Origin of the sequence: Promicromonospora alba (assembly GCF_042654905.1) — a bacterium.
Lineage (GTDB): Bacteria > Actinomycetota > Actinomycetes > Actinomycetales > Cellulomonadaceae > Promicromonospora > Promicromonospora alba.
This window is the reverse complement of sequence record NZ_JBHSFI010000002.1, coordinates 45,342-69,161: the sequence shown is the minus strand read 5'-3', so window position 1 is coordinate 69,161 and position 23,820 is coordinate 45,342. Positions and strand designations below refer to the sequence as shown.

Genomic DNA, 23,820 nt, shown 5'->3' with positions numbered 1-23,820 from the left:
TGAGATTGCGAACCGGTTCGACGTTCCGTCCCTGGTGACGCTAGTTTCGAACGCCGTCCGGCGCAAGAGTCCCAAAAATTCGTTCTTGCGATCACCGGATCGGTGTGGTTAGAGTCGAACCGGTTCGCAACGGAAGCGGACCGGTTGGCAACGGAGCGAGCAGCAGCACAGGAGGCGGAGTGGCCACCATCGGGGATGTCGCCCAGGCGGCGGGGGTCTCCCGCAGCACGGCGTCGTACGCGCTGTCGGGCAAGCGGGCGATCTCGGCGGACGTGCGCCGCCGGGTCGAGGACGCCGTCCGGCAGCTCGGCTACACGCCGAACGCCGGGGCGCGGGCGCTCGCCACGTCGCAGACGATGGTGATCGGGCTGCTCGCCCAGTTCCTCGAGGACGAGTTCGCGCCCGCCATGCTCCAGTACATGCTGGGCGTCTCCAACACGGCCCGCGAGCTCGGCTACGACATCCTGCTCGTCACCGAGGCGGACGGTACGCGCGCCCTGCGCCGCATCACCGATTCCCGGATGGTCGACGGCGTCGTGCTGCTCAACGTCGCCGAGCGGGACGAGCGCCTGCCGATCCTGCGCGCCGCGGGACAGCCCGGCGCGCTCGTCGGTCTGCCCGCCGACTGCACCGGCGTCGACGTCTTCGATCTCGACTTCGAGGAGGCGGGCCGCCTCATGGTGGACCACCTCCACCGGCTCGGACACCGCGAGGTTGCTCTCGTGTCGCAGCCCGAGCACGTGATCGAGCGCGGCGGCGCGTACGTGTGGCGCCTGCAGAACGCAGCGGTCGAGGCCGCCCGGGCGCGCGGCATCACGCTGCACACCGTGTCGGCGTCGTCGCACCAGCCCGACGTCGGCCAGGACCTGAACGCCCTGCTCGACACGCACCCCGCCGTCACCGGGCTGCTGATCAACAACGAGGCGGCGGCCGCGGCCCTGCCGACCGTCCTGCACCAGCGCGGGCTGACGGCGCCCAGCGACCTGTCCGTCGTCGGCCGGTACTCGGACGAGTTCGCCCGCACGTTCTCGCTGCCCTACTCCTCGATCGAGAGCGCCCCCGACCGGCTCGGCCGCATGGCCGTGCGCCAGCTCGTGCGCCGGATCGAGGGCGAGGTGGCGGCCGACGAAGCGCACGTCGTGCGGTTCGTGACCCCCGAGCTGGTCGACCGCGGCAGCACCGGCGTGCCCCGGCCTGCCTGACAGCTCCCCACAGCCTGCCCCAGCAGAACCAGCACCCCCAGCCGGCCGACTGCGTCGTCGTGCCGGACATGTTCAAGGAGGAACCATGCACCACACCGCGGACCAGACCCCGCAGCCCGACCGGCAGACCAGGCGCAGGCCCACCACGCTCGCGGCCCTCTCCGCGCTCGCCCTGGTCGGCGTGCTCAGCGCCTGCTCGTCGGGCGGTGCGGCCGCCGGCGGCAGCACCGGCGGCGACGACAGCACCTACACCTGGTGGGACCCGTACCCCCAGCACGACGACGCGTCCGACTGGGCCGGCCGGGTCCAGGCGTGCGGCGAGGAGGCCGGCGTCACCATCGAGCGCACCGCCTACGACACCACCGCCCTGACCAACCAGGCGCTGCTGGCCGCGCAGGAGGGCACGTCGCCCGACGTCATCCTGCTGGACAACCCGGCGGTGTCCACGCTCGCGGACACGGGCATGCTCACCACGGTCGAGGAGTTCGGCCTCGACACCTCCGCGATCGACGAGAACCTGCTCGCCGCCGGCGTCGTCGGCGGGGACACATACGGCATCCCGATCGGTGCCAACACGCTGTCGCTGTACTACAACGCCGAGGTCCTGGAGGCGGCGGGCGTGGACCCGGCCTCGATCACCGACTGGGACTCGCTCACCGCGGCCCTGAAGACGGTCACTGACAACGGCGACAAGGGCATCACGTTCGCCGGCATCGGCACCGAGGAGGGCTCGTTCCAGTTCCTGCCCTGGTTCTGGGGGGCTGGCGCCGACCTGCGCGACCTCGACTCGCCCGAGGCCGTCGCGGCGCTCGAGCTCTGGAAGGGCTGGCTCGACGAGGGCTACGCGCCCAACTCGGTGATCAACAACTCGCAGAACACCGTCTGGGAGGAGTTCCTCACCGGCGACTTCGCCTTCGCGGAGAACGGCACGTGGCAGGTCAACAGCGCGGCCGAGGCCGGCTTCGAGACGGGCATCGTGCAGCTTCCGGCACGTGACGGCGGCGTCGCACCGGCGCCGACGGGTGGCGAGTTCATCATGGCGCCCGTCCAGGAGGACACCGCGCGCTACGACGTCACCCGCCAGATCGTCGAGTGCATGACGACGCCCGAGGGCTTCGTCGAGACGGCGAACACGTTCGCGTACTACGTCCCGCCGACGGCGGACGGCCAGGCCGCGCTCGTCGAGGAGAAGCCCGAGCTCGAGCCGTGGGTCGAGGCCGTGCGCAACGCCAAGGGCCGCACGAGCGACGACCTGGGCGCCGACTACCCGGTGATCTCCGAGGCCCTCTGGACGGCGGTCCAGAACGCCCTCTCGGGCGCGGCAACCCCGGAAGAGGCCCTCAAGACGGCCCAGACAGAGGCCGAGACGGCCACCAGCTGACCACCCCCCGTCGTTGAGTGCTGGGTATTTGCGCCCTGAACGCCTCTTGAGCCGCAAATACCCAGCACTCAACGGAAAGACCTAAGGACTTTTTGATGACCACCATCGTGGGTGCGGCGACGGCGGTCGGCGCGGACCGGCAGCCGACGCCGCGCCGGCGACGCGGGCCCGCCGCCTCTCAGTGGGCCGCCGCCGGGTTCGCCGCGCCGCTGCTCGTGTACCTGACCCTCTTCTACGTCTACCCGCTCTGGCGCAACATCGACCTCAGCGTCCACGACTACACGATCCGCGCGTTCGTGCAGGGCAACGCCGAGTTCGTCGGGTTCGAGAAGTACGCCGAGATCTTCAGCTCCGCGACGTTCCCGACGGCGCTGTGGAACACCGCGGTCTTCACCGTCGTCTCCATCGTGTTCCAGTACGCGATAGGCCTGGCGCTCGCGGTGTTCTTCCGCTCCGGGTTCCGGCTGTCCGGCCTGCTGCGGGCGATGTTCCTCGTGCCGTGGCTGCTGCCGCTGATCGTGTCGGCGTCGACCTGGGCGTGGATGCTGAACAGCGACAACGGCATAGTCAACTCCGTGCTGGGCGCTTTCGGGCTGGAGCAGATCAACTGGCTCACCTCGCCCGACACCGCGCTGCTGTCGGTGACGATCGCGAACATCTGGCTCGGGATCCCGTTCAACCTCGTGATCCTGTACTCGGGGCTGCAGAACATCCCGGGCGAGGTGTACGAGGCGGCGTCGCTCGACGGCGCTGGGCCGTGGAAGCAGTTCTGGAGCATCACGTTCCCGCTGCTGCGGCCGGTCTCCGCCATCACGATCCTGCTGGGCCTGATCTACACGCTCAAGGTCGTGGACGTCATCTGGATCATGACCACCGGCGGGCCAGGCGACGCGTCGACGACGCTCGCGATCTGGTCCTACCGGGAGGCTTTCGGGACCGGACAGCCGGACTTCTCGCCCGCTGCCGCCGTCGGCAACCTGCTGATCCTCATCGCCCTCGTTTTTGGATTCCTGCACCTGCAGCTCCAGCGCCGCCAGGAGGACTCATGACCAGCCCTCGTCCTACGCGACGCACCCCGCAGAAGCCCTGGTGGAAGACCGCCCTCGGCCTCGTCCTGACCGCGTTCATGCTGTTCCCCGTCTACTGGATGGTGAACGTCTCGCTCACGCAGACCAGCGACCTGCGGTCCGACCCGCCGCGCTGGTTCCCCTGGGACCCCACGTTCGAGGGGTACACGGCGGTGTTCCAGCAGCAGCTCCCGGCCCTCGGCACGAGCCTGCTGGTGGGGCTCGGCTGCGTGGCGCTCACCGTGGTGATCGCCGCGCCGGCCGGGTACGCGCTCGCGCTGCTCAACCTGCGCGGCGGGCGCACGCTGAACTTCCTGCTGCTGGTCGCGCAGATGATCCCGGCGGTCGTCATGGCCATGGGGTTCTACGCGGTCTACAACAGCCTGGGGCTGCTCAACACCGTCGGCGGGCTGATCATCGCCGACTCGACGGTCGCGGTGCCGTTCGGCGTGCTGCTGTACACGGCGTTCATGTCGGGCATCCCGCGTGAGCTGCTACAGGCCGCGCGGGTCGACGGCGCGGGTGCCTGGCGCACCTTCCGCTCGATAGTGCTGCCGGTGAGCCGCAACTCGACGCTCACGGTCTCGCTCTTCGCGTTCCTGTGGGCGTGGTCGGACTTCATCTTCGCCTCGACCCTGAACCGCAACGGCGAGCTCATCCCGATCACGCTCGGCATCTACAACTACATCGGCAACAACACGACGCAGTGGAACGCGATCATGGCGACCGCCGTCGTCGCGTCGGTGCCGGCGGCGATCCTGCTGGTCGTGGCACAGCGGTACGTGGCGGCGGGTGTCACCGCGGGCGCGGTCAAGGACTGATGAGCACCGAGAGACAGAGACAAAGGAACCCTGTGACAGAGCACCACTCGACGCGCACCGTCGCGTCGCGGCTTCGGGCGGCCCGGGCGCGTCCGGTCGTCCCGCGCGGCCCGCGCCGCGGGCTCGGCGTCGGCGAGCTGCGGCTCGACGGCGGCTTCTGGGGCGCGCTCCAGGAGACGAACGCTGGGGCCACGCTGCAGCACTGCCTGGACTGGATGGAGCAGCTCGGCTGGCTCGGCAACTTCGACCGTGTCGCGGAGGGTGCCACGGGCGGGGAGCGGCCGGGCTGGCAGTTCTCCGACTCCGAGGTGTACAAGCTTCTCGAGGCGCTGGCCTGGGAGTACGGCCGTACGGGCGACCCCGCCACAGGCGCCCTGCTGGGCAAGGTGGTGGACCGGGTGGCGGCCGCCCAGGACGAGGACGGCTACCTGAACACCTGCTTCGGCCACGCCGGGCAGGCCGGCCGGTACACCGATCTCTCGGCCGGCCACGAGCTGTACGTCACGGGTCATCTGCTGCAGGCCGCGGTCGCGCGGGTGCGGACGGTGGGGGAGGACGACGCCTTGGTCGACGTCGCCCGCCGCGCCGCGGACCACGTCTGCCGGGAGTTCGGCGCCGACGGCCGGGGCGCCGACGGGCAGGCGGGCATCTGCGGTCACCCCGAGATCGAGGTCGGCCTCGCCGAGCTGGGCCGTGCGCTCGACGAGCCGCGGTACACCGAGCAGGCCCGGCTCTTCGTCGAGCGGCGCGGGCGCGGCACCCTCGCCCCGATCGCGCTCCTCAGCCCCGCCTACTTCCAGGACGACGTCCCGGTGCGCGACGCCGACGTCTGGCGCGGCCACGCCGTGCGCGCCCTGTACCTCGCGGCCGGGGCGGTCGACGTCGCCGTGGACACGCAGGACGACGACCTGCGCGCCGCCGTCGAACGGCAGTGGACCCGCTCCGTGGAGCGCCGCACCTACCTCACCGGCGGCATGGGTTCGCGGCACCAGGACGAGGGATTCGGCGACGACTGGGAGCTGCCGCCGGACCGCGCGTACTGCGAGACGTGCGCGGGCGTCGCCTCCGTCATGGTCTCCTGGCGGTTGCTGCTCGCGACCGGCGAGGTGCGTTACGCGGACCTCATCGAGCGCACCCTCTACAACGTCGTGGCGACGTCGCCCAGGGCCGACGGGCGCGCGTTCTTCTACGCCAACCCGCTGCAGCAGCGCGAGCCCGGCGCGGACGTGCGGCCCGACGCCGTCAACCCGCGCGCCGAGGGCGGGGTGCGGGCGCCGTGGTTCGACGTGTCGTGCTGCCCGACGAACGTCGCGCGCACCCTGGCCTCGTGGCAGGCGTACGCGGCGTTCGTCGAGGAGGTGCCGGGGGGTTCTTCCGGCGGTGGTTCGTCGGACGGCGTCGCGGTGGACGGCGGTACGGCCGACGGCGGAGTCGTCGTGTCGTTGGCCCAGTACGCCGCGGGCGACCTGCAGCTGTCGGTCGACGACCGCGACCCCGGGCAGCCCGGTGGCGAGCTCGCCCTGCGGGTGACCACCGAGTACCCGCACGACGGCCGCATCCGCGTAGAGGTCACGGCCGTCCCCGACCGGCCGGTCACCCTGCGGCTGCGCGTACCGCACTGGGCGGACAGCGCGACGCTCACCGGGCCCGACGGCACCACCATCGCCGTCCGGCCGGGGTGGGCCGACGCCGCCACCCTGGCGCTCGGCGACGTGGTGACGCTCGACCTGCCCGTTGCCCCGCGCCTGACCTGGCCCGACCCGCGGGTCGACGCCGTGCGCGGCACCGTCGCCGTCGAACGCGGCCCGCTGGTGCTCGCGCTGGAGTCGGTGGACCTGCCCGACGGCGTGCTGCTCGACCAGGTGCGGCTCGACCCGGCGGTCGCGCCCCGTGCGCAGGGCGACGGCGCGGTGGTCCGTGCCGCCGTCGTGCCGCTGCCCGGGGGCGGGGCGGGCACCCCGCCGTTCGGCCCGGGCGGTCCGGGCGGCGCGCCCGAGCCGACGTCGGACACGGGCGCACCCACACCGGCGTCCGATACCGGGGTACCCGCCGCGCTCGACCTGACCCTGGTGCCCTATCACCGCTGGGCCGAGCGCGGCCCGTCGACCATGCGCGTCTTTGTCCCGACTGCACGACCCACTGCACGACCCGAGGAGATTCGATGACCGACCTCACCACGCCGGTGCGCGCCGCGGAGCCGCTGCCGGTCCGCGCCGACGGCACCCGCCTGACCTGGCGGAGCGGCGGCGAGACCGTCGTGGTCGAGCCGTGGGGCCGCGACAGCGTGCGGGTGCGCGCGACGGTCCTCGGCGACGTCGAGGACACCGACTGGGCCCTGCTGCCGCCCGACCCCGAGGCCCACGCCACCGCGCGCGTCGAGCTGAGGGCCGACGGCGCGACGCTCGTCAACGGCGGCATCCGCGTCGAGCTCACCACCACCAGCGGGTTCTACGAGTCGGTCGGCTACGAGGTGGCGCGCTGCGAGCTGGCCTTCTACGACGCGGACGGCAGGCTCCTGCTCCGCGAGCTCGGCCAGGGCGGCTCGCTCCAGCTGCGGGCACGGAACTTCCGCCCGCGGCTCGGCGACGACGGGCACACGCTCACGGCGTCGTTCGAGTCCGACCCCGACGAGAAGCTGTACGGGATGGGCCAGTACCAGCAGCACGTGCTGGACCTCAAGGGCTCCACGTTCGAGCTGGCGCACCGCAACTCGCAGGCGAGCGTGCCGTTCGTGATGTCGAGCGGCGGGTACGGGTTCCTGTGGCACGACCCGGCGATCGGCCGCGCGACGTTCGCGCGCAACCGCGCCGAGTGGCACGCCGAGTCGACGAAGCAGCTCGACTACTGGGTGACCGCCGGCCGCACCCCGGCGCAGATCTCGCGCGCCTACGCCGAGGCGACGGGGCACGCCCCGATGATGCCCGAGCGCGGGCTCGGGTTCTGGCAGTGCAAGCTGCGGTACTGGAACCAGGAGCAGCTCCTGGAGGTCGCGCGCGAGCACCACCGGCGCGGGCTGCCGCTGGACGTGATCGTCGCCGACTTCTTCCACTGGCCGAAGATGGGCGACTACCGGTTCGAGGACGAGTTCTGGCCGGACCCGGCGGCGATGGTCGCCGAGCTCAAGGAACTCGGTGCCGAGCTCATGGTCTCGGTCTGGCCGCAGGTCTCGCTGGAGTCGGAGAACGACTCCTACCTGCGGCGGAACAACCTGCTGGTGCGCGCCGACCGCGGACTCGACGTCCACATGTCGTTCCAGGGCCCGAGCACCTTCCTCGACGTGACCAACCCCGAGACGCGGCGCTGGCTCTGGGACATCTGCCGGCGCAACTACGGCGCCCACGGCATCCGCACGTTCTGGCTGGACGAGGCCGAGCCGGAGTACGGCGTCTACGACTACGACGCCTTCCGGTACCACCTCGGCCCGGCCCTGCGGGTCGGCAACGTGTACCCGCAGGCGTTCGCGCGGGCCTTCTACGAGGGCCAGGTGGCGGACGGCGAGAGCGAGGTCGTCAACCTGGTCCGGTGCGTGTGGGCGGGCAGCCAGCGCTACGGCGCGCTGGCCTGGTCCGGCGACATCTCCTCCACGTTCGAGGACCTGGCGCGGCAGGTCACCGCCGGCATCCACATGGGGGTAGCGGGCATCCCGTGGTTCACCACCGACATCGGCGGGTTCCACCGGGGCGACGTCACCGACCCGGCGTTCCACGAGCTGCTCGTGCGCTGGTTCCAGTTCGGGGCGTTCAGCCCGGTGATGCGGCTGCACGGGGATCGGCTGCCGGGGCACGGGGTCACGGCTTCTGACGGCTCGCCGCGGCTGGGCTCGGGCGGCCCCAACGAGCTGTGGAGCTTCGGCGAGGAGGTCTTCGGCGTACTGGAACGCTACGTCCACTTGCGCGAGAGTCTGCGTGACTACGTGCGCGACGCCATGCGCGCCGCACACACCGACGGCCAGCCCGTCATGCGCGGCCTGTTCCACGACTTCCCCGGGGACTCCCGGGCGTGGGACGTGGACGACCAGTTCCTGCTCGGGCCCGACGTCCTGGTCGCGCCGGTCCTGGTGGCCGGTGCGCGTGAGCGCGATGTCTACCTGCCCGCGGGTTCGCGCTGGACCGACGCCGCCACGGGGCAGGTGCACGACGGCGGGGTCACGGTCCGCGCGGACGCCCCGCTCGACGTCGTGCCGGTGTTCCTGCGGGACGGCGCCCTGCCGCACCTGGTCGGCCGCACGACGGGGCGGGTGGCGCCGGGTGCGCCCGCCGGAGGGGCGGGGCCGGCTGGGCCGGCTGGTGCTGGGCCAACCGTTGCAGGATCGGCCGGTGTGGCACCGACTGGTGCTGGGCCAGATGGCGCTGGGTCGGCTGGTGCTGGGCCAAGTACGGCTGGGGTGGTTTGAGTGTGCCCGCTGCATCCCGGCCGGCGCCTCGCCCCGCGAGTTCGGCAGTCCCGCACGAGGTCGGCACATGGCATCGAGATCGGTCCAGCGCTGGACCGACCTCGATGCGAATTGCCGACCTCGCGGGCGGCCCGCAGCGGACGGCCGACCTGGGGGCTTACCTCCCAAAAAGGCCGTTCGGCTGTGCATCGTCGAACCGGTTCGCTGGGCGGGAAATCTCTCGACGTGACCGGTCTGCCGCCCCGTCCAGGCGTGGGTTCGGTCCTTTGCACCGGGCTAGCCCATGAGATCGGTCCCTTGCTCTGAGATCGGTCAATCAAACGACCGATCTCAGAGCAAGGGACCGATCTCGAAGATCCGGACCCAGCAACCGACCGAACTCAAGGAGCCGGACCCAGCAACCGACCGAACTCAAAGCTCCAGGCCAAGTGACCGGTCCCCGTTCCACCCACGAACCCGTTCCACCCGCGAACCTGTTCCACCCGCGAACCTGTTCCACCCACGATGAGAAGGAAGGCACTCAACGATGAGCACGACACCTTCAAGCAGTAGCGACGCGCGCGGCGGACCCACCCGGCGCAGGTCCCGGCGCTCCGCCGTCGCGGCGCTCGCGGCCCTGGCGCTCGCCGGCAGCACGTTCGGCGCGGCGCTCGCCGCCCCGGCGACCGCGCAGGAGCTCCCGGCGCCCGACCTGCACTACACGATGGACGACGTCGCGGGCGCCGTCGTCCCGGACTCCTCAGGGAACGGGCTGGACGGCGCGATCTCGGGAACGACCAGCGTCGTCGACGCCGAGGGCGGCGGCACGGCGCTCGACCTGCCCGGCGGATCGGGCGGCGGCTACGTGACCATCCCGCGGGCGGCCCTGGAGGACGCCACCGACGTCACCGTGTCGGCGCGCGTGCGCTGGGGCGGCACCGGCGGCGCGTGGCAGCGGGTCTTCGACCTCGGCACGGACACCTCGCGGTACCTGTTCGCCACGCCGTCGAACGGTGACGGCCGTCTGCGCACCGCGCTGACGACGAACGGCGGGGGCGGCGAGGCGCAGAACAGCGGCTACGGCCCGCTGCGTGCCGACGACTGGGTGACGCTCACCGCCACCCTCGACACGGACGCCGACCGGCTCACCACCTACCTGGACGGCGTGGCCGTCGGCAGCGCCCGGTCCACGGTGGCCGCGGGCGACCTGCTCACGGACGCCGCGCAGTCGGCCGGCTACATCGGCCGGTCGTTCTATCCTGATCCGCTCCTTGACGGCGCGATCGACGACTTCCGCCTGTACCGGGCGGCCCTGAGCGGGGACCAGGTGGCCCAGCTCGTGGAGGAGAGGCCAGACATAGTGGAGCTGACGAAGGACACCTTCGAGGTGCGCACGACGGTCGCCGCGGCGCCCGAGCTGCCCGAGGCGGTGCGCGCCGTCTTCACCGACGGCTACGACCGTGACGTGCCGGTGACCTGGGACGAGATCGACCCCGCGCAGTACGCGCAGCCGGGGGAGTTCACGGTCGCCGGCGACGCCGCCGGCACGCCCGTGACCGCTACGGTCACGGTGCACCGGGGTGAGTTGCGGGTGGACCTCGGCTCCGAGACCGGGACGTTCCACGGCGGCGCGTCCGGCACCCTGTACGGGCTCTACGGCGACGGGCTGCCGAGCGACAACCTGATCGAGGGCATGGGCGTGCGTACCGTCTCGACCAAGGCGCAGGACGGCCCCCAGCACCCGGGCGCCGACGCGCTCGAGGTGGTGCGGCCGCTCGCGGACGCGACCGACGGCGACGTCTACATCTACATGACCGACATCCACCGCGGGTTCCCGTACGAGTGGCCGGGCGACACCCCGCAGGAGAAGCTCGACGGCTTCGTCGAAAAGATCGCCACCCAGGTGGACCAGGTGCGTCAGCTCCCGGAGGAGTACCAGGACAACATCGTCTTCGTCCCGTTCAACGAGCCCGAGGGCAACATGTTCGGGACCGGGCAGTGGAGCTATGACGGCACGTCGTGGCTGAACGACCCGACGGACTACTTCGCCGCCTGGGACCGGGTGCACGCGCTGATCAAGGAGCGCATGCCCGACGCGCGGATCGCGGGCCCGAACACGAGCATCCTGTACAGCCAGGTCAAGGGCTTCCTCGAGCACACCGTCGAGGCCGGGACCGTGCCGGAGGTCATCACCTGGCACGAGCTGTCCCACCCGGAGAAGATCCGCGAGTCCGTGGCGACCTACCGCGACTGGGAGGCCGAGGTCTTCGCCGGCACCGACCTCGCCGGCACCGAGCTGCCGATCAACATCAACGAGTACGCCTTCAACTACCACACCTCGGTCCCCGGACAGATGATCCAGTGGATCTCGGCCATCGAGGACTCCAAGGTCGACGCCGACATCGCGTACTGGAACATCGACGGCAACCTGTCCGACTCCGCCGTCCAGTCCGACCGCGGCAACGGGCAGTGGTGGCTGTTCAACGCGTACGCCCAGATGAGCGGTAGCACGGTCAAGGTCACGCCGCCGTTCCCGGGCGAGAACTACACGCTGCAGGGTGTCTCCACCCTGGACACCGAGCGCGCGATGTCGCGCACCATCGTCGGCGGGGCCGACGGCGCAGCGCCCGTCGAGCTCGTGAACGTGCCGGGTGACGTGTTCGGCGACGACGTTCGCGTCACGGTCCGGGAGATCCCGTGGACCGGCCAGCTCGGCGACTCCGCCCAGCCGCGCCACCTCGCCGAGCTGACGCTCCCGGTCGCCGACGGCAAGGTAGCCGTGGAGTTCGACGGCGAGACCCTCCCGCTGCTGCGCGAGTCGTCCGCCTACGAGATCGTCGTGACGCCCGCGGGCGTCGGCGAGAGCACCAGCAAGGCGCCCACGTCCTGGGAGGGTAGCTACGAGGCCGAGGACGCCACCTACACCGGGTCGGGCTACAGCCTGAACGGCCCGGAGGGTTCGCCGTCCGACGTCGGCAAGTTCTACACCTCCGGCGGGTACGACGTCGGCGGGCTGCGCACCGGCTCCGACGGCGTCCTGGACTTCGAGGTCACGGTGCCCGAGGACGGCACGTACGACCTGGCGGTCTTCGCCAACAGCGCCAACACGTACGACGCGGTGGCCGAGCAGGGCCCGACCAACGTGTTCGTCCGGGTCGACGGCGCCGCCGAGCAGGAGCTCCACCTGCCGCTGGGCTACAAGTGGGTGGTCTGGGACCACGCCGACACGACCGTGGAGCTCACGGCGGGCACGCACACCATCTCGCTCGCCGCGCGGAGCCTCGACGGCACCGGCGCCACCTTGGGTGACGCGATCCTCGACCGCATCACCCTCGCCCTGCCGAACCCCGACGCAGGTACCGCCGTCTACGAGGCGGAGCACGCGACGCTCGATGGCGGCCGCGCGCTGTACGAGGCGCCCGACGGCGTCGACCCGGCAACGGTCTCCGGCGCTGGGGGCGTCGAGCTGGCCGAGGGCGAGACCGCCACGTTCTGGGTGTACGGCGCCCGCGACGGCGAGGCGACCCTCGGCGTCGACACCCTCGGTGCAGGCACCGGCACGCTCACGGTCAACGGCCGTGAGGTCCTCGATCTCGGCCAGGGCGGGTCGGCACGGGCCCACGAGGTGGCCGCGCACCTGACCGGGGGCGTCAACAAGGTGGTCGTCACGGGCGGCGCCGACGGCGTCGTCGTCGACCGGCTCACCGTCGCCCCCGGGACCGGGGCGCTCGCGGCGACCGAGTACCAGGCCGAGACCGCCGAGCTCGCGGGCTCGGCGAAGGTCGCCGACTTCTCGCTCGCCGAGGGCGGCAAGGCAGTGACGGACGTCGGGGGAGAGCCGGGCAACGACAGCACCCTGACCTTCCAGGTCGAGGCAGGCCAGGCCGGCCCGCACGCCGTCGTCCTGCGGTACTCGAACCCTGAGCAGTCCCCGGCGTCGCACTACAACCCGGACCCGATCGCCCGCCGGGCGGACGTGTCGGTGAACGGCGGCGCGTCGGTCCCGGTGCTCTTCCCGCACACGTTCCACGCGAACAGCTTCTGGGAGAAGACGGTGGTGCTCGACCTGGAGGAGGGGGCGAACAGCATCACGCTGAGCTCCCAGGAGTCGCCGAACTTCGACGGCACCACCTACGCGTCCGACGTCTGGCCGGACTTCCCGCTGCGGTCGCGCTGGGCGCCGGTCGTCGACCGGATCACGGTGTCGCCGCTCGCGGCGCAACGAGTCCAGGCGGTCACGGAGGTGACCGCCGAGGCGATCTGCCGCGGGTCGCGTGCGTTCCTCGCGGTCAGCACGCGGAACGTCTCGGACGAGCCGCTCGACGTCCGCATAGCGAGCGACCTCGGGAAGCGGTCGACGACGGACCTGGCGCCTGGTGACACCTGGCGCCAGACCTTCCCGACCCGCTCGGCGGCGCTCGCGGCCGGATCGGTGACGGTCACGGCGGCGGGCGTCACGACGGAGCACGCCTACGAGGGGTCGAGCTGCGGGTCGTAGGGCTGACCCTTCGCTGGGACCTGACCCGTCCGTTGGCCGAGCTTGTCGAGACCCCGCGAGAGGGGTCTCGACAAGCTCGGCCAACGGGCAGGCGGTTGATCTCAGGCGGTCGTCCGCGGTACGCGGAGGAGCGCCGCCACGGCCAGGGCGGCTGCGATGCAGATCCCGCCGTTGACCCAGATGGCCGTGGTGACGCCGGAGAGCACAGCCTGTCCTTGCGGTGCCGCGCTCGCGAGCACCACCGCCGTGAGCACGGCGCTCATGATGGGGGTGCCCATCGTGATGCCGACCTGCTGGCTCATGGTGGTCAGCCCGGTCGCCAGCCCCTGCTCGGAGTCCGGGATACCGGACGTGGCGGTGACCATGAACCCGACGATGACGACCAGGTTCGCGACGCCGCCGACGAAGGTCGCGACGAGGACGAGCCAGATGGATCCGGGGGCGTCGGAGATCAGGACCAGCGAGAGGGTCGCCGCGGCCTGCACGAGGAATCCTCCGACGATGGCCGCCTTGCTGCCGAACCTGCCGATCACGCGGGGACCGAGGAGGCCGCCGAGGACGGTTCCGAGGCCGAGCACGGCGAAGGAGAGGCCCGCGCCGAGCGGGGTGTATCCGAGCGTCTCCTGGAGGTAGAGGGTCAGGAGGAAGACCAGCGACGTCTCGGTCACGAACGCGAGCGTGCCCGCGATGTTGCCCCAGGCCACGTTCGATCGTGCGAGGACGCCGAGCGGGACCAGCGGGAACTCGGCCCGCCGCTCGACGAGCGCGAACGCCGTGAGGAGGAGGACGGCGGCGGCGAACGAGGCAAGCGTGATCGGGTCGGTCCACGAGGTCTCGGCGGCGTTGGTGAGCCCGTACACGAGCGTGAGCAGGCCGAGCGTGACAAGGGCGGCGCCGGGAACGTCCAGGCGGGTGCGCTGCGCGGCCCGACCCTCCTTGAGCACCATGGGTGCCACGACGAGAACGGCTATCGCGATCGGCACGTTGATGAAGAAGGCCCACCGCCACGACAGCAGGTCGGTCAGGAGCCCGCCGAGGATCGCGCCGGTGGTGAACCCGGCGGCCATGAGCGACCCGTTGAGGCCGAGCGCTTTGTCGCGGGCGGGGCCCTCGGGGAACGAGCCGATCAGGAGGGCGAGCGCCGCAGGCACCACGATGGCTGTGGCGAGGCCCTGCGCGACACGGGCGACGAGCAGTACCGCCGGGGTCGTGGCGAGCCCGCCGACGATCGAGCCGATGCCGAGCAGGACCATCCCGATCACGAACATGCGGCGGCGCCCGGCGATGTCGGCCACGCGGCCCATGAGCAGGGTGAACCCGGCGGAGCAGAGCGCGAAAGCGGTCGCGATCCACTGCAGGTTCTCGATGCCGAAGCCGACGTCGGCGCCGATGGTGGGCAGTGCGACATTGAGGATGGAGAAGTCGACGGCGAGCGTGAAGCTCGCGGTGAGCAGGACGACGAGCGCGACGCGCTGCCGGCCCGTCATCACGGCGCCCGGCGCCGGTTCGGCCACCTCGACGGTTTCGTGGTCTGCTACCTGGTCCGTGGGCACAGGGAACCTTTCTTGGAGTACGAGTCTTGGAGTACGAGCGCGTCGGGTTCGACGCGGACTGGCCTTCGCGACCAACGATCCGGCCCACCGTCGTGGACAGCCACACCCCGTCCTGCCTGTCACTGCCAGGGATAGGCAGGACGGGGCGGCGTCGCCCAGACTGTGGGGATGAGTGGACCGAACGAGCTGGGGGAATTCCTTCGAGTCCGTCGCGCCGCGCTGCAACCCGAGGACGTCGGGCTGCAGGGCTACGGCGTGCGCCGGGTGCCCGGGCTGCGTCGCGAAGAGCTCGCGATGCTCGCCGGGGTGAGCCCGACCTACTACTCACGCCTCGAGCAGGGGCTGAGCACCAACGCGTCCGAAGCGGTGATCGCCTCGATAGCGCGGGCGCTGAACCTGACACGGGACGAGCAGGCGCACCTGTTCAACGTGGCCAGACCGGAACGGACTCCTCGGCGGAGAACGGTCGTGAAGCCCGATCGCGCGCGGACCGGAACCCTGCGGCTGATCAACTCCCTGCTCGGCACACCGGCGGTCGTCATCGGCCGGCGCAGCGAGGTGCTGGGCTGGAACCGGCTCGGGCACCGGCTCGTCGCCGGCCACCTCGGCTTCGACAGCCCGGGGCACGTCGCGGACCGGCCGAACATGACGCGGATGCTCTTTCTCGACGAGCACACCAAGGAGCTGTACGCCCGGTGGCACGAGGAGGCGGTCCGTGCCGTGGCGTCGCTCCGCGTCCTCGGCGGCAAGAACCCGGAGGATCCCGAGCTGACCGCGCTCGTCGGTGAGCTCACCGTGAAGAGTCCGGAGTTCAGCAGGATGTGGGCCAAGCACCCCGTGGAGCGGTGCGTGTCGGGCGTGAAGTACTTCCGGCATCCGGAGGTCGGTGAGTTCGAGCTCACCTTCGAGGTGCTGACGCCGCCGGACGACTCCGGTCACCGGGTCCTGATGTACACCCCGGACCCCGGTCCCGGCGCTGAGGCGCTCGAGCTGCTCGGCCGCGACGTGGAGACGACCAGGGGCTCGGTCGTGCGACCGGGGCGCTGAGCCGGGAACCCCGGAGGCGCCAGAACGCGGACGCCGCAGGGAAGGCCGGACCTCGGACGAGGTCCGGCCTTCACCGCGTGCTCAGGCCGGGGCGACCGCCACCGGCGCGGGAATTCGGCGCGGCCGGGCGAACCGGTCCATCATCGGCTTCTCGACCAGGGAGTACAGGGCCCACCCGCCCAGGATGGTGAGCCCGAAGAACCCGGCGACCACGAGCAGCGCGACCGGCGTCGAGAACGTGGCGTTGCCCATCGCCTGGCGCGCCCAGAAGATGACCACGCCCTGGCAGAGGTAGAACCCGAACGACGTGTCGCCGAGCCACTGCATGGGCCGAGACTGCAGGAAGTTCTTCTTCCCCGCGGCGTCGCCTGCCGCCACTGTGGCGATCAGCATCGCGATCGGGACGATCGTCGCGACGTTGAAGGTCCACACGAACGGCACCACGTTCACCAGCGCAAAGCCAGCGACGCAGACCAGCGCGACGTGCCACGTGCGGAAGGCCGGCCAGCGGTTCTCGAGGACGATCCGCGCGAGGATCGAGCCGAGCACGAACTCGAACAGCCGGGACGGCGGGAAGATGTAGCCGAACCAGAACTGGTACGACGACACCGGGGTGATCGCCGACTTCGGCGTGTCCGGGATGAGCGTGAGGTTGATGACCTGGATCAGGACCATCCCCACCACCATCAGCGCCGCCCACAGCCACAGCCGGTCGACACGGATCCGGCGCACGCCCAGGAACAGCAGCGGGAAGAGCAGGTAGAACAGCAGCTCGATGCAGAGGGTCCACGACGGCGGGTTCACCGCCACGTTCACCGCGCCGTCGGGCGAGTAGGCACTCAGCAGGAAGAAGTTGAGCACCGACGCGTGCACCGGGGTGATCGCCGCGGCGAACAGGACCATCGCCAGGACCCACATGACGAGGTGGTTCGGGAAGATCTTGACGATGCGCCGCCGCCAGAAGAGCGTCATCCGCTCCCCGGGCTTGGCGGCCCACGCGAGCAGGAAGCCGCTGAGCACGAAGAAGAACGAGACGCCGATGTACCCGGTGGTCACGAAGACGCGCTCGGCCGCCGCGGCGACCGCCGGGTCCGCGAACGGGTTGATCGGGTCGTTGGGCGGGATCGGCGACGCGGAGAGGGTGATGTGGAAGCCGAACACCAGAAGGGCGGCGAAGAACCGCAGCCCGGTGAGCGAGGGCAGCGTCGGCGGCCGCCGCGTGGCCGCCGCGCCGGCGGTCGAGACGTCGGTCGTCATGGCAGATCAGCCCCTTCCGGGAGCTCGACGCCGAGGCTGTGGGTGAAGAAGTTCGTGGGGTCCCACTCCAGCTTCGTGCGCTGCAGGCGGGCGTAGTTCCCCTTGTAGTAGAGGGTCGACCAGGGGACTCCGGAGCGGTTCCGGGCAGGGTCCGCCATGTCCACGTCCGGGTAGTTGATGTAGCAGCCGTCCACCTGCTCGTCGGGCACCGGGACACCGCCCGACCCGGCGAACATCGCCTCGAAGGTCTCCCGCTCCCAGCCCAGGTAGAAGTCGTCCTCCGCCTCGTCCTGCCAGAACGTCTGCAGGCAGATCTTGAAGATCGAGTCGCGCTGGGCGTTCGCCGTCGCGTCCTGTGCCACGGCGTTCACCTGCCCGCCGAACGAGAAGACCACCATCATCGTGTCCGGGTTGGTGAAGTCCGGCCGGGTCAGCTGCGCCCACATGACACCGAGCTGCTCGGCCGTGAACCCCTTCTTGAAGTACGCGGACTTGTGCGCCCCCCGGCTGGTCGGGTTGGTGATCGTCGGGTTGTTCGTCCCGACCGTGCGGGTCGCTTGCATCCAGGAGACCTCCTGGGTCTCGTAGAACGCCGGCATCGGTGGGAGCTCGCCGGACGGGGCGGTCATCGGCGCGGTGCTCACGTTCACTCCGTCCGTGATCTTCGCGACGAATCGCGCGAGGACCCCTGCCGCGTCGGGCGCGTCCGCGTCGATCTGGGTGAACATCCCCAGGCTGCCGTTCGCCTTGTGGCTCAGGTTGAAGAGGCTCGACAGGTGCGACTCGGGAGTGCCCGGGTCCTTGTACCGCTCGTGCCACTCGTTCCAGTTGGTCATCAGGCGACGGAACTCCGTCTCGCCGACCTGGTCCCAGGGGAACGACAGGGCGCTGACCAGCACCCTCGACGGCGCCTTGACGAGCAGGTCGGACGGGTTCGAGCCGGTGGCGCCCGGCGAACGGAACCAGTACTTGGTGACGATGCCGAAGTTCCCGCCTCCGCCGCCGGTGTGCGCCCACCAGAGGTCGCCGAGCGCTCCGCGGGAGTCGCGGGTGGCGACCTGGGTCCGCACGGTGTTGCGCGCGTCCACCGTGACGACCTCCACGGCGTAGAGGTGGTCGACGACCAGCCCGTGCGCGCGAGTGAGCAGGCCGTAGCCGCCGCCGGCGATGTGCCCGCCGACGCCGACGCTGTAGCAGATCCCGCCAGGGATGGTGACACCCCACCCCTTGAACAGCTTCTCGTACACGGCCAGCAGCCGAGCCCCGGGCTCGACCGCGAACGCGCGCATCGCGGGGTCGTAGAAGACGTCGGTCATCGTCGACAGGTCGAGGATCACCTCGACCTCCGGGTTGCAGACGAAGTCGGCGAAGCAGTGCCCGCCGCTCCGGACGGACACCTTCTTCCCCGTCCGGACCGCGGTCCGGACGGCCGCCTCGGCGTCGCGGGCGGAGCTGATGAGGCGGACGTAGTCGGGCGTGGCGACGAACCGGACGTTGTTGCCGGTCATCATGTCGAGGTACCGGGAGTCCGACGCCGTGACGACGGCGCCGGCCGGCATGCTCGTGGTCGCCGCCCCGGTGGTCCGGGCCGCGCCGGCCACGAGGGCCGCGGCCGGGCTCGCGGGCTGGAGGGCGACCATCGCCCCTGCGGCGGCCGTGCCCGCGGCGCCGAGCAGGAAGCCCCGGCGATCCACAGGTGAGTGGTCCTGCTCGCCCTCGGGGTGTGCGCTGACCTTCGCGGTCATCTCAGGCCTCCCGCTGCGGCGTGAGGTTGCGGTGGAGGGTGATCTCCGACTTCGGCGCGACGAAGTAGTGCTGCACCGAGTACGAGATCGTGGCGAAGTCGTCGACGCCGCGGTTGCCGAAGTCGCCGGCGACGATACGGGCGATCGACTCGCCGGACACCTTCCACTTCAGGAACAGGCCCTTCTCGAGGTCCACGACCTTGTAGTAGTACGCCCCCTGCCACGGTTCGGGGCCGCGCAGGCCCACGAGGAACTCGTCGTCCCCGTCGCCGTCGAAGTCGCGGCACATGACCGTGTGGCCGGGGCCTTCGCCGTTCTCGTTCGGGTCGCCGTAGATGTCGAGCAGGTGCCTGCGCCACACGGAGGCCTCGCTGTCCTGGGCGGACCGCGTGTACACGGCGACGGTGTTGCCGTGGAACGGCTCGATCGCCGCGACGTAGGCGAGCGGGTCGTTCCCGACGCGTCCGCCGTCCAGGTCGCCGGACCCCTTGAAGGTGGTCTGCTCGAACTGGCCGGTCTCGCCGTCACCGATGTGCTCCGACGCGAAAGCGCCGGCGTCCTCGTCGAAGTACAGCCAGGTGACGCCCTCGTCGGACGCCATGAGGATCGAGTCGAGGGGCGAGCCCGGGATGAGGCCGGGCTTGCGCGCGACGCCGTGGATCATCCGGAAGTCCGTGCGGCTGATCACCTCCGCGTCCCACTCGTCGGTGGGGTCGTCGGGCTGGGTGAAGAGCATGACGGGGAGGACGGCGTGCACGTCCTCGACGGCGACGATGGGGAACCCCATGATCTGGAGGCGGTCGGCGCGCGAGAAGTGCCCGACCCGGAGCCGGTGCATGCCGGTCGCGCGCCCGACGTAGTGCCGCTTCCAGTTCTCCGTGCTGACGGCGGGGTCGCCGGGGTTCTCGAGCCAGTCGATCTTGCCGCCTTCGCCGTCGGCGTGGTGGATCGTGCCGCCAGGGCCGTAGAGCTGGTAGCAGACGACGAGGTCGGGCAGCCCGTTGCCGGTGATGTCCCCGAACCCGGCCCCGACCGGCTCCTTGATCTTGTCGACGACGAGCCGCTTGCGCCAGGTCGGGTTCTGGTACCAGTAGATCTCGCCGACGTTGAGGCCGTAGCCGACGAGGTCCAGGTTGCCGTCGCCGTCGATGTCGCACGCCTCGAGCCAGTACCCGTCGCGGAGGAAGTCGGTGACCGTCTCGGAGCCGAAGGCCGGTTCGGTGACGGCCAGTTTCGGTACCGAGGTGCTGCGAACGATCGGTGTGGTCATGCCAGTGCCTTTCGTCAGTGAGCCGTGGTGGAGCTGGTCAGTGGTGCGGTCGCCTGCCGCTGGGCGAGGCGACGGTGGGAAGCCGCCGCGAGCGCCATGACGGCGAGGGCGACCACGGCGAGGGCGGCGCCGACGACGATCGGCGACCGGTACCCGTAGCCGGCGGCGATGGTGACTCCGCCGAGCCAGGCGCCGATGGCGTTGCCGGTGTTGAAGGCGCTGATGTTCACGCCGGACGCCAGGGTCGGTGCGGCGGACGCGAACTCGAGGACACGCATCTGCATGCCAGGCACGGACGCGAAGCCGACGGCGCCCAGGAGGAACAGGGCGATCCCGGCGGCCCAGGGGTTGCCGACGACGAGGGCGAAGCCGACCAGGACCACGGTGAGCGAGCCCAGCAGGGTCAGCAGGGTGCGGTCGAGGTCCCGGTCGGCGGCTCGGCCGCCGGCGAGGTTGCCGGCGAACAGGCCCACGCCGAAGAGCACCAGCATCCAGGGGATCGCGCCGTCCGGGAGTCCGGTGACCTGCGTGAGGATTGGCGCGATGTAGGTGAAGGCGCCGAACATCGCACCGAAGCCGAACACGGTGACGAGGATCGAGAGCCAGACCTGGCCGTCGCGGAAGGCCGCGAGCTCGCGTCGGAGCTGCCCCGGTGGGCGGGCGTCGGCGGTCCGGTCGGGGATGAACGCCAGGAGCCCGAGGAGCGCGACCACCCCGATCGCGGTGATCGTCCAGAACGTGGACCGCCACCCGAGGCCCTGGCCCAGCAAGGTGCCGAGTGGGACACCCAGGACGTTCGCGAGCGTCAGGCCGAGGAACATGATCGAGATCGCCTGCGCCTTCCGCTGCGGCGGGACGAGGGAGGCCGCGAGGACGGATCCGATGCCGAAGAATGCGCCGTGGCAGAGCGCCGCGACGACCCGGCCGACCATCATCGCCGAGTAGGTCTCGGCGATCGCGGAGAGGAGGTTCCCGATGACGAAGAGCACCATCAGGCCCACGAGCACGCGTTTGGGCCGGAGGTGCGCGGTGCCGGCGGTGACCAGTACGCCACCGACCGCGACACTGAGTGCGTAGCCGGACACGAGATACCCGGCCTGTGGGATGGTCACCCGGAAGTCGGCCGCCACCTCCGGCAGGAGCCCGAGGATGACGAACTCGGTCAGCCCGATGCCGAAGCCGCCGAGGGCGAGCGCGGCCAGGCCTGCGGGCATGCGGCTGCTTCCGGTCACGTGAGGGACCTGGCGACGTCGGCGCCGGGCACGAAAGGTGTCACCGCTGGGCCCATGCGGAAGTAGTTCGCGATCGCGGCGACCGTGCGCTCGGTGGCCCGGCCGTCGCCGTACGGGTTGATGGCGTCGGACATCTCCGCGTACGCGACCGGGTCGTTGAGGAGCCGCTGCACCTCGGCGACGATCTGGCCGCGGGAGCGGCTCACGAGCCGGGACGAGCCCGTGAGGATCGACTCGCTGCGTTCCGTGATCTCCCGGAGCACCAGGGTGGGTTTGCCGAGCGCGGGGCCTTCCTCCTCTGCGCCGGAGCTGTCCGAGAGGATGATGTCGCTGCGCCGCAGCAGGCGGCAGAAGGACAGGTAGGGCAGCGGGTCGACGAGGTCGACGTTGTCGATGTCCGACAGCACGGGCAGCATCACCGACCGGACCTTGGGGTTGAGGTGCAGCGGGACGACGATCCGGACGTCGTCGCGGGTGGCGATGTCGGCCAGTGCCTCGGCGATCTCCTGCATGGGCTGGCCGTGGCTCTCCCGGCGGTGCGTGGTGGCGAGGATGACGCGGCGCGGGTCGTCGTCGAGGTCCTCGAGCCGCGGGTCGCCGTAGGAGCGCAGGTTCCGCATCCCCCAGGCGAGGGCGTCGACGATGCTGTTGCCGGTGACGGTGATCGCGCTCTCCCTGATCCCCTCGCGAATGAGGTTGGCGTGGTTGCCCGGGGTGGCGGCAAGGTGGAGGGCGGCGACCTGGCCGACGAGCTTGCGGTTGGCCTCCTCGGGGAACGGCGACTCGTTGCTCCCGCTGCGCAGCCCGGCTTCGACGTGGACGATCGGCACCTGGGCGTGCAGCCCGGCGAGCGCGCCGGCGAGGGTGGTCGCGGTGTCGCCGTGCACCAGGAGCGCGTCGAGGTCGTCGAGGTGCCCGCCCGCGCACAGGCGCTCGAGGATGCGGTAGGTGACCTCGGAGAGCGTTTGGCCGTCCTGCATGACGCGGAGGTTCACGTCCGGCGTGATGCGGAACTCCTCGAGCGTGCTGTCGAGCATCTCGCGGTGCTGGCCGGTGGAGATGAGCACGATGCGGAAGCGTGGGTCGTCCTGCAGGGTGTGGATGATCGGTGCGAGCTTGACGGCTTCGGGTCTGGTGCCAAAAACGATGCCGAGCGTCTTCATGGGATGCTCCTGCCTGGTTCGGGGTACGCCGAAGGGACCGGTTGGTCGCCGGCGACGTCATGCGTGGTGAGGCGGTGCGGGGTGAGGCGGTGCGGGGTGGCGCGGGTGCCGCGCGGGGGCGAGCGGGAGGTGCGGCCTCAGGCCTGGTGGTACTCCAGCGCGAGCCAGATGCAGTCGGTGTCCGCCCGGTACTGGTGCCAGGGGTAGACCAGTTCGCCGCCCTGGTCGATGCAGAACGGGACGGGGTTCATGGCGCCGGGGCTGAGCTGCTGGTCCTCGTAGATGCTCGCGTGGTCCGACGCGTCGAACTTCTGCATGCGTCCGTATCCGCTGACCTGGGTGTGCACCTCGATGAACGGGTGGATGTTGTGGATCCCGCAGTCGGTCCCCGCGGGGCTGAACCAGAGGTTCGCCCGGACGGTGAACGCCTGGCGACCCGGCGCGAGCCCGGGCTGGCGGAGCACGGCGCTGCGGTCGATCGAGACCGTGCCGACGGTGTCCTGCGGCGACTTCAGCAGCACTGGTCCTCCGCCGCCGTAGAAGTCCGACCAGCCGAGCTCACGAGCGCGGTGTTCCTGGTCGGGAGAGTCGTCCGGGACGAGCACGACGACGAGCTCGCCGGTGACGGTGCCCGCGGTGACGATCGTGGAGCTGAGCGGAGGCAGGGGCGAGGGCTGCGTGGTGCCGGTGAGCGCGTCTGTCGTCGCGCAGTTCACGACGATGCTGCGTTCGGTGATCGGGACCCCTACGGCGTCGTGCAGCACGACGGCGGACGCGAGGTCGCTGGAGAAGGACAGGCGTTGGGTGGTCATGGCGCTCACGACGACTCCCTGTGTCTTCAGCGTCAGGTGACGGTTCCCTTGCGAACCACCACTCTGGCGAGAACACACCCTGGCTGGAACAAACCCGGGTGCAACAAATTGGGACAACAGACCTGGGCACAACAAAGCGGAACGAGGACGGCCGGCTCTGGCTCCTCGGCACGTCCTCGTTCCGCGGCGTGGCCATCACACCGCCTTCCCGGCAGCGCGAGCCACTCCCTGACAGGGATAGGGTGATAACGGGCCAAAGCATGGCATTTTCGTTGACTGTCAGAGTGGCGTTTGCTACGAAGAGGCTGTAAATAACCAAATTAGTTACGTTGAAGTTAATATCTCCGAAAATGACTCCCTGATACGTGCATCGGGCGTTCTTGACGCAGATACTGCCGAC

15 protein-coding genes are annotated in these 23,820 nt (G+C 70.7%); 8 read left to right on the top strand and 7 right to left on the bottom strand.

The window, feature by feature from the left end; genetic code table 11:
- Nucleotides 1-179 precede the first annotated feature (179 nt).
- The 7 genes from ACFO6V_RS03445 (at nt 180) to ACFO6V_RS03415 (ending at nt 13,341) form a co-directional block, all read left to right on the top strand.
- On the top strand, nt 180-1,202 hold the full coding sequence (locus tag ACFO6V_RS03445) for a LacI family DNA-binding transcriptional regulator (RefSeq protein WP_377132254.1): 1,023 nt from the start codon (nt 180-182) through the stop codon (nt 1,200-1,202).
- Between the two features lie 85 nt (nt 1,203-1,287).
- Nucleotides 1,288-2,583, top strand: a complete 1,296-nt coding sequence (locus tag ACFO6V_RS03440; RefSeq protein ID WP_377132252.1) for a sugar ABC transporter substrate-binding protein — start codon at nt 1,288-1,290, stop codon at nt 2,581-2,583.
- Between the two features lie 95 nt (nt 2,584-2,678).
- Nucleotides 2,679-3,632 (top strand): carbohydrate ABC transporter permease, encoded by a 954-nt coding sequence (locus tag ACFO6V_RS03435; protein WP_377132250.1) that lies wholly within the window; start codon nt 2,679-2,681, stop codon nt 3,630-3,632.
- Complete coding sequence (locus tag ACFO6V_RS03430; protein WP_377132248.1) at nt 3,629-4,471, top strand: carbohydrate ABC transporter permease; 843 nt, start codon at nt 3,629-3,631, stop codon at nt 4,469-4,471. Before ACFO6V_RS03435 ends, ACFO6V_RS03430 begins: the two co-directional genes overlap by 4 nt.
- Nucleotides 4,472-4,503: 32 nt before the next feature.
- Entirely contained in the window at nt 4,504-6,636 is a 2,133-nt protein-coding gene (locus tag ACFO6V_RS03425) for a glycoside hydrolase family 127 protein (protein WP_377132246.1), read from the top strand.
- A complete protein-coding gene (locus ACFO6V_RS03420; RefSeq protein ID WP_377132244.1) occupies nt 6,633-8,864 on the top strand; it encodes a glycoside hydrolase family 31 protein in 2,232 nt (743 codons plus the stop codon). Before ACFO6V_RS03425 ends, ACFO6V_RS03420 begins: the two co-directional genes overlap by 4 nt.
- Before the next feature lie 526 nt (nt 8,865-9,390).
- Nucleotides 9,391-13,341, top strand: a complete 3,951-nt coding sequence (locus ACFO6V_RS03415) for a LamG-like jellyroll fold domain-containing protein (protein ID WP_377132242.1) — start codon at nt 9,391-9,393, stop codon at nt 13,339-13,341.
- 101 nt (nt 13,342-13,442) lie between these two features.
- On the opposite strand, the gene ACFO6V_RS03410 is transcribed toward ACFO6V_RS03415, so the two are convergent.
- Entirely contained in the window at nt 13,443-14,828 is a 1,386-nt protein-coding gene (locus ACFO6V_RS03410; RefSeq protein WP_377132962.1) for an MFS transporter, read from the bottom strand.
- Nucleotides 14,829-15,062: 234 nt separating this feature from the next.
- Here ACFO6V_RS03410 and ACFO6V_RS03405 point away from each other — a divergent pair, with 234 nt between their 5' ends.
- Nucleotides 15,063-15,941, top strand: coding sequence for a helix-turn-helix transcriptional regulator (locus ACFO6V_RS03405; RefSeq protein WP_377132240.1), 879 nt, complete (start codon nt 15,063-15,065; stop codon nt 15,939-15,941).
- 81 nt (nt 15,942-16,022) lie between these two features.
- Here ACFO6V_RS03405 and ACFO6V_RS03400 read toward each other — a convergent pair whose 3' ends face one another.
- The 6 genes from ACFO6V_RS03400 to ACFO6V_RS03375 all read right to left on the bottom strand — a co-directional run bounded on the left by ACFO6V_RS03400 (nt 16,023) and on the right by ACFO6V_RS03375 (nt 23,429).
- A complete protein-coding gene (locus tag ACFO6V_RS03400; RefSeq protein WP_377132238.1) occupies nt 16,023-17,198 on the bottom strand; it encodes an acyltransferase family protein in 1,176 nt (391 codons plus the stop codon).
- Nucleotides 17,195-18,943: an FAD-binding oxidoreductase gene (locus ACFO6V_RS03395; RefSeq protein WP_377132236.1), complete on the bottom strand. Its 1,749-nt coding sequence runs from the start codon at nt 18,941-18,943 to the stop codon at nt 17,195-17,197. Before ACFO6V_RS03395 ends, ACFO6V_RS03400 begins: the two co-directional genes overlap by 4 nt.
- Before the next feature lies 1 nt (nt 18,944).
- Nucleotides 18,945-20,213, bottom strand: a complete 1,269-nt coding sequence (locus ACFO6V_RS03390) for an FG-GAP repeat domain-containing protein (protein ID WP_377132234.1) — start codon at nt 20,211-20,213, stop codon at nt 18,945-18,947.
- A 14-nt stretch (nt 20,214-20,227) separates the two neighbouring features.
- Complete coding sequence (locus ACFO6V_RS03385) at nt 20,228-21,427, bottom strand: MFS transporter (protein ID WP_377132960.1); 1,200 nt, start codon at nt 21,425-21,427, stop codon at nt 20,228-20,230.
- Nucleotides 21,428-21,441: 14 nt separating this feature from the next.
- Complete coding sequence (wecB, locus tag ACFO6V_RS03380) at nt 21,442-22,608, bottom strand: non-hydrolyzing UDP-N-acetylglucosamine 2-epimerase (RefSeq protein ID WP_377132232.1); 1,167 nt, start codon at nt 22,606-22,608, stop codon at nt 21,442-21,444.
- A 137-nt stretch (nt 22,609-22,745) separates the two neighbouring features.
- Nucleotides 22,746-23,429, bottom strand: a complete 684-nt coding sequence (locus ACFO6V_RS03375; protein ID WP_377132230.1) for a hypothetical protein — start codon at nt 23,427-23,429, stop codon at nt 22,746-22,748.
- Nucleotides 23,430-23,820 lie beyond the last annotated feature (391 nt).